At 49.5% G+C, this 9,791-nt stretch carries 6 protein-coding genes (1 of these 6 cut by a window edge); 2 read left to right on the top strand and 4 right to left on the bottom strand.

The features are described from left to right. Positions 1–52: the beginning of a hypothetical protein gene (locus tag NYE70_RS04025; RefSeq protein ID WP_211024155.1), read on the bottom strand. 218 nt of this gene lie to the left of the window's left edge; only the first 52 of its 270 coding nucleotides appear in the window; its start codon is at positions 50–52; the stop codon falls past the left edge of the window. Between the two features lie 183 nt (positions 53–235). Between NYE70_RS04025 and NYE70_RS04020 the strand changes: the two genes are divergently transcribed. Further along, positions 236–1,465: an aminopeptidase gene (locus tag NYE70_RS04020; protein WP_290408149.1), complete on the top strand. Its 1,230-nt coding sequence runs from the start codon at positions 236–238 to the stop codon at positions 1,463–1,465. Between the two features lie 362 nt (positions 1,466–1,827). On the opposite strand, the gene hemG is transcribed toward NYE70_RS04020, so the two are convergent. The 3 genes from hemG to NYE70_RS04005 all read right to left on the bottom strand — a co-directional run bounded on the left by hemG (position 1,828) and on the right by NYE70_RS04005 (position 6,126). Beyond that, positions 1,828–3,216, bottom strand: coding sequence for a protoporphyrinogen oxidase (gene hemG, locus NYE70_RS04015; RefSeq protein WP_341045068.1), 1,389 nt, complete (start codon positions 3,214–3,216; stop codon positions 1,828–1,830). A 138-nt stretch (positions 3,217–3,354) separates the two neighbouring features. Beyond that, the gene (locus NYE70_RS04010) at positions 3,355–4,122 is read right to left on the bottom strand and encodes a MerR family transcriptional regulator (RefSeq protein WP_341045067.1); all 768 of its coding nucleotides are present in this window, start codon (positions 4,120–4,122) and stop codon (positions 3,355–3,357) included. A 1,023-nt stretch (positions 4,123–5,145) separates the two neighbouring features. Continuing rightward, positions 5,146–6,126 carry an aldo/keto reductase gene (locus tag NYE70_RS04005; RefSeq protein ID WP_341045066.1) on the bottom strand — a complete coding sequence of 327 codons (981 nt, stop codon included), beginning with the start codon at positions 6,124–6,126 and terminating at the stop codon, positions 5,146–5,148. A 137-nt stretch (positions 6,127–6,263) separates the two neighbouring features. Between NYE70_RS04005 and NYE70_RS04000 the strand changes: the two genes are divergently transcribed. Continuing rightward, positions 6,264–9,602 (top strand): DEAD/DEAH box helicase, encoded by a 3,339-nt coding sequence (locus tag NYE70_RS04000; protein WP_341045065.1) that lies wholly within the window; start codon positions 6,264–6,266, stop codon positions 9,600–9,602. The last annotated feature ends 189 nt before the right edge of the window (positions 9,603–9,791 follow it).

Genomic DNA, 9,791 nt, shown 5'->3' with positions numbered 1-9,791 from the left:
CGTGGGATATCGGGTTTTGCGATTGTAAACTGGAAAAGGGATTTTCCTGCACGATTATTGCCTCCTCAAAGTCGGTTTCTTCTTCATTCCTAATCTGAGACAAAGCCGCGGATATTATACTTCAAAGCCCATGGAGCCCACCTAGCGCGAACCCTCTCCCACTTCATTTTGCCCCTGTCCCCCCGTTCCCTTATAATTATTAAATTAAGGAGCTTTAACAGGGAGGAATTATATAATGAAAGATTTCGACAAGTTATTGGAAAAATACGCCGAGTTGGTCGTAAAGGTAGGCGTAAATATACAGCCCGGGCAGGTTCTCATCGTTCAATCTCCGCTCGAGACCGTTCAATTCACCCGCTTAATTGTTTCCAAGGCTTATGAAGCCGGTGCAAAATATGTTCAAGTCGAATGGGATGATGAAATGATCTCACGCATTCGATACGAGAAGGCCCCGGATAATTCCTTTGAGTATTACCCAAAATGGCAGGCTGATATGATGGAGCAATTGGCCGAAGGCGGAGGCGCTCTGCTGCACATTAAAGTTCCCGATCCCATGCTGCTTAAGGGGGTTGATGGAGCGAAAGTATCCACCGCCGTCAAAGCTGCGGCCATGGCCCGTGAGAAATTTCAAGGCTACATCCGCACCAATAAAGTCAGCTGGTCGCTGATTAAGGCCCCGACTCAAGCTTGGGCAAACAAAGTATTTGCAGATCTGCCTGAGTCCGAACGGATTGATGCGATGTGGGAAGCGGTATTTTTAATGAACCGGGTCGGCAACGATGATCCCGTAGCTGCTTGGCAAGAACATATCGGCAATCTGAAACAAAGACAAAATTACATGAACAACAAACGTTATAAGCGCCTGCACTATCGAGCTCCTGGTACGGACCTCAAGGTAGAGCTTCCGGAAGGACATCTGTGGCTCGGGGGCGGCGATCACAATGAAGCTGGCGTCTATTTCGTTGCGAATATGCCAACCGAAGAAATTTACTCCATGCCCCATCGGACAGGGGTCAACGGAACAGTTACAAGCACACTGCCTCTTAATTTGAACGGACGGCTGGTGGAAGGCATCCAACTGACGTTTAAGGACGGAAAAGTAACGGACTATCAAGCGAAATCCGGTCGTGAGCACCTTACTTCCCTGCTCGCCACCGATGAAGGAGCTTCCTTCCTTGGTGAAGTCGCGCTCGTTCCGCATGACTCTCCCATATCGCGTTTGAATCGTATCTTTTACAACACGGGGGTGGATGAGAACGCCTCCTGTCATTTTGCGCTGGGCAGCTCTTATCCTGTGAATATTGAAGGGGGCACCAAACTTTCCAAACAGGAACTTTTGGCAAAAGGGGCGAACGTCAGCTTGACGCATGTCGACTTTATGATCGGCTCTGCTGAATTAGACATCGATGGCGAACTGGAAGACGGAACGATCGAACCGGTTTTCCGCAAAGGGAACTGGGCTTAATACTTGAATCTTCCCATTAAAAAAGATCATTGTCTAAGCTCATCCATTGGATTAGCGAACGACAGTGATCTTTTTATTTTTGCACAAAAAGAAGACTCCGCGGTTTGGAAACCGCAGAGCCCTCTAAACGTGGGAAGCGATATTACGAGATTAAGCAATTTTCCAATTGCTAGGGTATTCTACCGGATAAGAAACGAAGCAATTTCTTTCGTCTCTTCCTTTTTCCAAGAGAGTTCATGGTGAATCAACGCCTTTCCGGAGCATAAAATATATGACATCCGTCTGCTTTTGATCATTACCACTTCCCACTTATCTTATATATAACCGTCACATCGTCCATGAATCAGTTTTCCAAATAAAATCTACAATCGTTCGGCAATCCGTTCGGCTGTCTTTTGCCCGTTAGCGATACAGTCCGGAATACCGACTCCATAATAGGAGCAACCCGCCAAAAAAATACCTGGATAAGCTGCGGACATTTTCTTCTCCAGCGATTGCACCAGCTCATGATGCTTAATATGGTAATTCGGCATCTCCTCCAGCCACTTGGTCACCAAATGTGTGACTGGCTGAGCTTCAATACCTAAACTGCTTTTGATATCTTGAAGAGCGACCTGCAGCAGGTCCTCTTTTGACATACTTTGAAGCTTGCCGAACGACGATCCCGAGCTCTTATAGAACAGGCGCACCAAAAGACGGCTCTCTGCTGAAGTATGGCTCCATTTGCGGCTAGTCCAGGTACAAGCGTTGCATATAACATCTTCCGATTCCGATACGATAAAACCGGTCCCGTCCGCAGGCAATTGCTCGTCGGGAATATCGAAGCCGAGATACACGCTGATCATTGAGCTATTTTTCAATTCGTTAAAATCTTCGTTCAACTCAGAATCTTTAAGAACGGATTGGGCTACGGCATGCGAAGTGGCAAGTACGGCGCAATCCGCTACAATCTCCCTTTGATCGGATAGCGTAATCGTATATTGCTCGCCTGATTTTGCAATCGATTCGGCTCCCACTCCAATTATGAATTCCGCATCGGGCAATTCGCTTTCCATCTTGTCCACCAAAGTGGAAACCCCGTTGTGAAAAGAGAAAAATTTGCGGTCTCCCTTCCCCTTGAAGACCTGACGGTTTTCCGCCAATCCCTTCATGATACTGCCGTACTTGTTTTTGTAATCCAGCAAATAAGGAAGTGTAGATGCAATCGTAAGCTCATGGAGCTTGCCGGAATAAACCCCGGACAAGACGGGACCGATCTGCTTTTCCACAATCTCTTTGCCGAGAAAGGCTTCGAGAAATTGGCCTACCGAATCATTTTCGGTAAATTGTCCGTCGTTCGTTGTGTAGTAATCCTTTAAGGCTTCCACTTTTCCTTCGGCCGAAATCAGTTCGCTGTTCGCCAGCGATTCCAGGCTCAACGGGATACCGAACACCGCCTCTTCCGGAATCGGCTTTAGTCTGCCATCCGCGTATATGAACGATTTGCCTGTTGCATTATAGACAACCTCATCCCGCAGGCCCAACTCGTCGATCAATTGATCCATATTAGGCTTCCTCGTCACGATCGAGTCTGCGCCAGCTTCCATGACAAAACCATTGTTTGAAATAGTATTGATTTTACCGCCTAATTTGCCGTAAGACTCCACGACCACAATGCGGGCATCCAGATTCCGCTCCTTAATCTCGCGATTCAGATAATAGGCCGCGGACATGCCTGTAATACCTCCGCCAATGATGACGACTGTTTTCAAATTGATTCCACCTCGATTAGAGAACTGTTTCACATACTAAATTACATGATACCCCAATTACGAAGCGGGAAACAATGATTGCAGTCACTTTGCGGCGGAAATGTGAAAACCCGGCCAGATTATGGCCGGGCTGTTTACTTATTGGTGATTCGTGCCTGTATAAATCAGTATGGCATCGCGCAGAAATTCCGCCGTACCCGGTCGGGTTTGATCGTAATAGGCCTTGAAGCGCTCATCGGCCACATACATTTGCGCTAACCCCGCATGTGCATCCTTTGAATATTGATCCCAATAAAAAGTGAGCCATTGCTTATGCAGATCAGCCGCCTGTTGTGCCGCTTCTCCGGCAGGGTCACCAGTTTGCATCCCTTCTGCCAAGGCTGCGAACATATCCCGTTCCAATCGCTGAACTTCCTCATATTCGGCTTCGGTCATATTTTTAAGCTTGGCATTCGATTTATCGACCGTTGCGTCGCCGTATTGCCCACGGATTTCCGCCCCGTATTTCGCTTCATTTTCATCAATCAGCTTCTGCTTGAAGCCTTCGAATTTTTCTTGATCCGTCATCGTTATTCTCCCTTCCTGCGCGGCAATCGTCTTGTCTACGTTGGCGATTAGCGCGTCTAATTGCTTCTTTTTGTCTAGGAGCCGTTCACGGTGTTTGATCAGCGCTTGGGTCCCGTCAAAGGATGGATCGGTGAGCAACATCTTGACTTGTTCCAGGGAAAAATCAAGCTCCCGATAAAACAAAATTTGCTGCAGCCGGTCTACCTCTGCCTGACCATAAATCCGATACCCGGATGAATTTATTCTCGCCGGCTTGAGAATATCAATTTCATCGTAGTATCGCAGCGTCCTCGTACTGATTCCCGCCAGACGCCCCAGCTTCTGAACCGTATATTCCATGTCATCGCCTCCCGACAACCCAAGTGTACTCCTTGACGTTGCGTCAAGGTCAACAACTAAAATAAATTTACCCTAAAAAGTGAAAGATCACACTAAGGCGCAGCACACGGTGTGCGGTGTTGAGATGTTTATCGAGGACGGATCATATTGAGTTCTACGGGAAATTGTTGCTAAAAGATACTTGTTGCTCTGGATCGCTATGCTGCTCAATGGGCTCAAGCAGTGTCGTTTGCTATATTACTCTGTCGAACTATGTTGCTTCAATTTGCTTGGTGTTCTAATGATCTAAGTATCACACTGCTGCACTTTGATGTTCATGCGCCTATTGATGCTTTAGTCTCTTTAGCTAACCTTTGCGTTCTGATACCCTGATTCGCTCGTGTCGATCCAGTGCATCAAAGTTTCTCTGCTGTGTTAAGGTTTGAGGTTTGCTGTGGCTGGTTTGCTGTGGCTGGTTTGCTGTGGTTAAGCTGTTGTGGTTACTTTGTTGTGTTTACTTATTTTGGTTAGTTTGTTGTTCTAATTGTGTCCCTCGTGATCATTTTCTCTGTTGCGTTTAGTTTGTTGGGTTTAGTCTAATGTGTTAGTTTCCCTTTTTGTTTGGTTTCTCTGGTGTAGCTTGTTACTCCTGGTCGACTGTTGTGCTCGGATATCCAAGCTTGCGCTGATATGCTGATGTGCTGATGTTCTGGTCAACATTTCGACGATCCCATGCCTAACGGTCATGAGAGACCTTAAAGTACTAAAAAAGGTAAGTTTGAGCGGCTAACGGACATAGAAGACCTTATTTGTCTGGTTTGAGGCTCAATCTGCCGAATATCCTGCTGTTAAGGTCTCTGGTGACCGTTAGATTTAAAAAGCGGTAAAAAAGAGCTGATTAACGTCTCTCACGTCCGTTAAAATTCCAAATCTGATCAAACATCAACTGTTGATGACTTAAGTAAAACAAAAGCATATAAAAATCCCATCCTATAGAAATCAGGATGGGATAAACGATGTGAAAGCTATGCGACGAATCGCAGCTTACCAAGCGTAGGCTTGAGGCGCTTCTCCGCCAGGTCCGGGGAAGATTTCGTCCAGTCTTTTCAGCTCGGCTTCGCCGAGCTTGATGTCGACGACGCGCAGCGCGGTCTCCAGCTGCTCCAGCGTCCGCGGCCCGATAATCGGCGCGGTCATCGCCGGACGCGTCAGCGTCCAAGCCAGCGCGACGTTCGCTTCGCTCTCGCCGAGCTCGCGGCATAGCTGCTCGAATGCTTCCAACTGGGCGCGATGCTGCTCGACGCGGCCCGGGTTGTTTGCCCGCTTCGAGCCCGGCGCCGGACGCAAGGCATTCCCGCCGAGCAGGCCGCCGTCCAGCGGGCTCCAAGCGATGACGCCGATGCCATGCTCATCGGCGGACGGGAGCACTTCCAGCTCTGGCAATCTGCAGAGCAGGCTGAATTTATGCTGCTCGGAGACCAATCCGAGCATCCCCTTCGCCTTCGCCTCGTATTGCGCCTTCACCAAGTCGCGTCCGGCAAAGTTACTGGAGCCGACATAGCCGATTTTCCCCTGATGCAGCGCAATATGGAACCCTTCCCAAAGCTCGTCCCAAGATACATTCCGGTCCACATGGTGCATCTGGTACAACTCGATGTGATCGGTTTGCAGACGGCGGAGCGATGCTTCCAAATGCCGGCGCATTTTATAGGAAGATAGCCCGGCCGCATTGTTCGGCCCGTCATTTGCGTCGTTCATTTCACCGTAAAACTTTGTGGCCAGCACAACCTTTTCCCGGCGTCCGCCGCCTTGCGCAAACCACTTACCGATGATTTCTTCCGTTCTACCGGCATTTTCGCCCCAGCCATAAATATTGGCGGTATCAAAAAAGTTGATCCCCGCATCAACGGCCGCATCCATAATTTTGAACGCTTCGCTTTCTTCCGTATCGACTCCAAAGTTCATCGTTCCCAAACACAGCTTGCTCACTTTTAATCCAGAACGTCCCAAATAGCTGTATTTCATATCGTTATCGCTCCTCGTGTATGTTTTATATTTTTCCTTCGCAGTAACCCAGCCCTCCACCACCTCCCTTCCATCTCGCTAACAATCTGGTATCATTAATGTAGCTTCAAATCTTTTTATCAAGAAAGGTAGATCCAATGAGTTCACCCTTAACACAGCGGATAATCAAACTGCTCTGCGGCCGCATCTCCTATGACCGGGGCGAGGCATATCTCCGGCAGAAAAAAGTGAGCTTCACGCATACCGATCCGGAATCCGGCCAATATCAGGCAAATGTGTACGGGACCGATTCGCATCGTGTATACGTGCATATCGATCTCAACGGAGATGTAAATGCTGAATGCAATTGCTCCGCCTTTATTTCATATAACAACTACTGCAAGCATATAGCAGCCGTACTTCTGGGCATACATGAGATGGAAAACGGTTCCTTTTCACCGGTGCATTCCATCTCATTACTGCATCAGGAAGACCGCTATGATTCAACCTCTCTATATGAAGAGACAAACAATGGATTGGGGAGCAGGAACTTTCCTAAACCGCCAAACGGTTCGACGCGCGACGTCTGGCTGGCCCGCGATATGATGGGACTGTTCGATCCCAAAACGCCGCGGAGGAACCGGAGTGAAACCCGTTTTGACTCCCGTACCCGCATCCAGGCTGAGTTTATTTTGAAACTGGTGCCTTACGGGGCAGGCAGGCATATTTTCGGCATCGAGCTAAAAATCAGGAACAAACGGCTTTACATCGTAAAACAAGTCCGTGAATTTCTCGAATCGCTGGATGCTGGAAGACAGGTGCTCTTTTCAGAACATTTCACCTACGATCCGGCACTGCACAGCTTTGAACGCACCGACGACGACATCATCCGCCAACTGATTGCCGTCTCCAGAAATGAACGTCTTTATCGGGAAAGCCTCTCTGCTCAGAACAATTCGGGACGGCGTTCCGGCGGCGTTGATGAACGAATGCTGCTAATTCCTCCTTATGCGTGGAACCAGATGCTCCCGAAACTGCTGGCGGCTGCGTCCGTAAAAATTGAACCAAAACGTGGTCCGGCTTGGAACCTGAGCTTGTCCGATGAGCCTCTTCCGGTACGGTACTATTTCGACCAGGCCGACGAGGAAGGATATCGGCTTGGCGTTCAAGGGCTTGATGAGCTTACGATCCTGGAACCGTACGGGCTCGTGCTGGCCGACAAGAACCTGCTGAAGCTTCCGGAAGACGGCTGCCGCCGTTTGGCCGAAATGAAAAACATGCTGGAAGCCTCGCGCCGGCAGCATATCCGAATTGCCTCCGAACAAATCGAACCGTTCATGCAAAAAGTGCTTCCCGGCCTCCTGAAGCTTGGAAACGTAGAGATTGCGGACTCCGTCGCGGACCGCATGGTTCAAACGCCGCTCAAAGCCCGGCTCTATCTGGACCGAGTACGGAATCGCCTGCTGGCCGGTCTCGAGTTCCAATACGGGGATATCGTACTGAATCCCTTAGAGGAAGGAACCGGCAGAGGCAGCGAGCTCATCGTGCTGCGAGACGACGAAACGGAACGAAGCATCCTCGATTTGATGGATGAGAGCGATTTTACAAGAACGGAAAGCGGATATTTCCTTGATGATGAAGATGCGGAATACGACTTCCTGGTGCATGTCGTGCCAAGGCTGGAACAAATGCTGGACGTCTACGCCACATCGGCGGTCAAGGTCCGCATACGGCCGGTGTCTGCTCCTCCCAAAGTATCCGTCCGGCTCGGCGAACGTACGGACTGGCTGGAGATCACATTTGACCTGAACGGAATTTCCGAACAGGACATTCGCGGTGTGCTGGAGGCACTGGAAGTGAAACGTAAGTATTACCGCCTCCCCGATGGGGCGCTGATGCCGCTTGATAGCGAAGAATTCAAGCATATCGTTAATTTCATGAACGAAATCGGTCCGCATCGGCTGTTTGAGGACGGAACCGGATTTACCGTCCCAGTGACGAGAGGACTTCATCTGTTGGATGAACAGCGTTACGGCAACACGATCAAGCTTGGGAAGAGCTTCCGCCAACTGCTGCATCACATCAAAAATCCGGACAATCTGGATTTTCCCGTACCCGAATCCTTGGCCCCGGTGCTGCGGGATTATCAGGCCTATGGATATCACTGGATGAAAATGCTTGCTTTCTACCGCTTTGGCGGCATCCTGGCGGACGACATGGGACTGGGAAAGACGCTGCAAAGCATCGCTTTCCTCGTCTCCGTATTGCCGGAAATCCGGGCTCAGGAGCTGCCCGCCATCATCGTCGCTCCCGCGTCGCTGGTATACAACTGGCGGAACGAGCTCAAGAAATTCGCTCCGGAAATCCGCTGTGCGATCGCCGACGGAAGCAAAGGAGAACGCCTTCGAATCCTTAACAACACGCGGGATACGGATGTGGTGATCACCTCTTATCCGCTGCTGCGCATGGACATAGAACAGTTTGCCGCCAAGTCGTTCCACACGCTCTTTCTCGACGAAGCGCAAACGTTCAAGAACTATACAACCCAGACTGCACACGCGGTCAAGGCCTTACAGGCCAAGCACCGCTTTGCTCTCACGGGTACACCGGTCGAAAATGCGCTGGAGGAGCTTTGGTCGATTTTTGATGCCGTGTTCCCGACCTTGTTCCAAAGCCGTAAGCAATTCAATGATTTGACTCGGGAACAGGTCGCCAAAATGATTCGTCCTTTCCTGCTCCGCCGTTTGAAAACCGACGTGTTAAAAGAGCTTCCCGAGAAGATTGAATCCGTGCAGGCATCGGAATTGCTGCCGGAACAGAAGAAGCTGTACGCCGCCTTTTTGGCTCAACTTCAGCAAGAAACCTTGAAGCATTTGAACGAGGACAGCTTCCAGAAGCACCGCATCCGGATTTTAGCCGGATTAACCCGGCTGCGCCAGCTATGCTGCCATCCCGCCTTATTTGTGGACAACTATGAGGGCAGCTCCGCTAAATTTGAACAGTTGCTGGAAATCGTCGAGGAGTGCCGCAGCGCAGGGAAACGGATGCTGATTTTTTCCCAATTCACCGAAATGCTTGGCATTATTGGCAAAGAGCTAGGATACAGAGGCGTACCTTTCTTCTATCTTGATGGAAAAACGCCGGGTTCCGAGCGAGTCGAGCTTTGCACCCGATATAATGAGGGCGAGCGCGACCTGTTCCTGATTTCTTTGAAAGCCGGAGGAACCGGGCTTAATCTGACCGGGGCGGACACCGTCATTCTTTATGACCTGTGGTGGAACCCTGCGGTCGAACAGCAGGCGGCCGACCGGGCTCACCGGATCGGGCAGACCAATATCGTTCACGTCATCCGTCTGGTTACTGAAGATACCGTTGAAGAAAAAATGTACGAGCTCCAGCAAAAAAAGAAAGACCTGATCGACGAGATCATTCAACCGGGCCAGGAAGCCGTATCCTCTCTGACCGAGCAGGAAATTCGCGATATTTTAATGATTTGAGCCATGTTAAAATAATGAACGAATTTAAGTTACTTCCTCCCGATTATACTTTCTTCTATTCACATTAATGAATGTCGGGATGTTTGTTCTTCATGTCATTATGTAATAAACGAACAACATTATTTTCGCGAACGCATTGATCTGTGATCCCTGCTGCAGATCATGATTCATGAGACACAAACAAGCCGG

Origin of the sequence: Paenibacillus sp. FSL R5-0407 (assembly GCF_038009185.1) — a bacterium.
In the GTDB taxonomy this organism is placed as follows: Bacteria; Bacillota; Bacilli; order Paenibacillales; family Paenibacillaceae; genus Fontibacillus; species Fontibacillus vini.
This window is presented reverse-complemented; position numbering and strand designations above follow the sequence as displayed.

Excerpts from the sequence above, each read along its gene's own strand:
- NYE70_RS04000 (WP_341045065.1), top strand. The coding sequence starts at position 6,264 with ATGAGTTCACCCTTAACACAGCGGATAATCAAACTGCTCTGCGGCCGC.
- NYE70_RS04010 (WP_341045067.1), bottom strand. The coding sequence starts at position 4,122 with ATGGAATATACGGTTCAGAAGCTGGGGCGTCTGGCGGGAATCAGTACG.
- NYE70_RS04005 (WP_341045066.1), bottom strand. The coding sequence starts at position 6,126 with ATGAAATACAGCTATTTGGGACGTTCTGGATTAAAAGTGAGCAAGCTG.
- NYE70_RS04020 (WP_290408149.1), top strand. The coding sequence starts at position 236 with ATGAAAGATTTCGACAAGTTATTGGAAAAATACGCCGAGTTGGTCGTA.